This window comes from Frankia tisae (assembly GCF_025403405.1).
In the GTDB taxonomy this organism is placed as follows: domain Bacteria; phylum Actinomycetota; class Actinomycetes; order Frankiales; family Frankiaceae; genus Frankia; species Frankia tisai.
Genome location: NZ_JANEZT010000707.1, coordinates 1 through 1,216, shown reverse-complemented (window position 1 = coordinate 1,216; position 1,216 = coordinate 1). Strand labels below are relative to the sequence as shown.

Annotated in this window: 1 protein-coding gene; it reads left to right on the top strand. The window is 71.7% G+C overall.

Annotation, left to right across the window (positions count from 1 at the left end; all coding sequences use genetic code 11):
• Position 1 precedes the first annotated feature (1 nt).
• Positions 2-1,156 (top strand): AI-2E family transporter, encoded by a 1,155-nt coding sequence (locus NBZ85_RS31240; RefSeq protein ID WP_261563437.1) that lies wholly within the window; start codon positions 2-4, stop codon positions 1,154-1,156.
• Positions 1,157-1,216 lie beyond the last annotated feature (60 nt).

Here is a 1,216-nt window from a genome sequence, read left to right as displayed (position 1 = left end):
GTTGCGGGCCGCGCGGTCGGCCCGGCTGGATGCGCCGGGCGAGACCGCACCGCCACCCGCCGACGGCGGCGCCGGTGCGGTGCAGTCGCCCGCGGGCCGCGCCGAGGAGCACGTCCCGCTGGCTCTGCGGGTGTCGGCCGGCTGGTCCTGGCGCCTGATCGTCACCGGTGCGGCGATCTACATCCTGTTGATGGTGGTCGGCCGGGTCCGGATCGTGGTCATCCCGATCATCGCCGGGCTTCTCATCGCCGCGCTCATCCATCCGTTGGCGCATCGGCTCCAGCGCCTCGGCCTGCCGCGGCTCGGAGCCGCGTTCGCCGCGCTGTTCATCTTCTTCGCCGTGCTCGCGGGGGCCGCCGTCGCCGTCGGGTTCAACGCCGCCAACGAGATCCCGACCGTCAGCGACCAGGTCAGCGAGGGTGTCGAGCAGATCCGCGGCTACCTGACCGACGGGCCGTTCCACCTGTCCCAGAACCAGCTCGATGATCTCGTCGACGATATCCGCCGCAACCTGGCGAACAACCGCGGCCGGTTGGTCTCCGGGGTGATCTCCGGCGCGTCGGTGGCCGCCGAGGTGCTCACGAGCCTGCTCGTCGCCCTGTTCTCGACGTTCTTCTTCCTCTACGACGGCGAGCGGATCTGGAACTGGATCGTCACCCGTTTCCCGGAGGCGGCGGAGGACCGGGTGCGCGGCGCGGGCCGCGAGGCCTGGCACACGATCACCGGCTACATCCGGGGGACGGTGTTCGTCGCCGCCGTCGACGCGGTCGGCATCGCCATCGGGCTGATCGGCGTCGGCGTGCCGCTGGTCGCGCCCCTGGCGCTGCTGACCTTCTTCGGCGGCTTCGTGCCGATCATCGGGGCGACGGTGGCCGGCGTGGCGGCCGTCCTGGTGACCCTCGTCTCGCAGGGGGTGACCGAAGCATTGATCATCCTGGGGGTCGTGCTGGCCGTGCAGCAGCTCGAGGGGCACGTGCTCCAGCCGCTGGTCATGCGCCGGGCCGTGCAGCTGCACCCGCTCGCGATCGTGATCGCGCTGTCCGCCGGTGGCGTGCTGGCCGGCATCCCCGGGGCGATCGCCGCCGTGCCGTTCGTCGCCGTGGTGAACCGGGTCGCGGGATATCTGGCCGCGACCGGGAAGCGTCCACCGCCCTGACCGGTTCTAGCCCGGCAAGCAGAGCCGTCGATCGAGGAGGCCATCCATGAGCACCGAGAC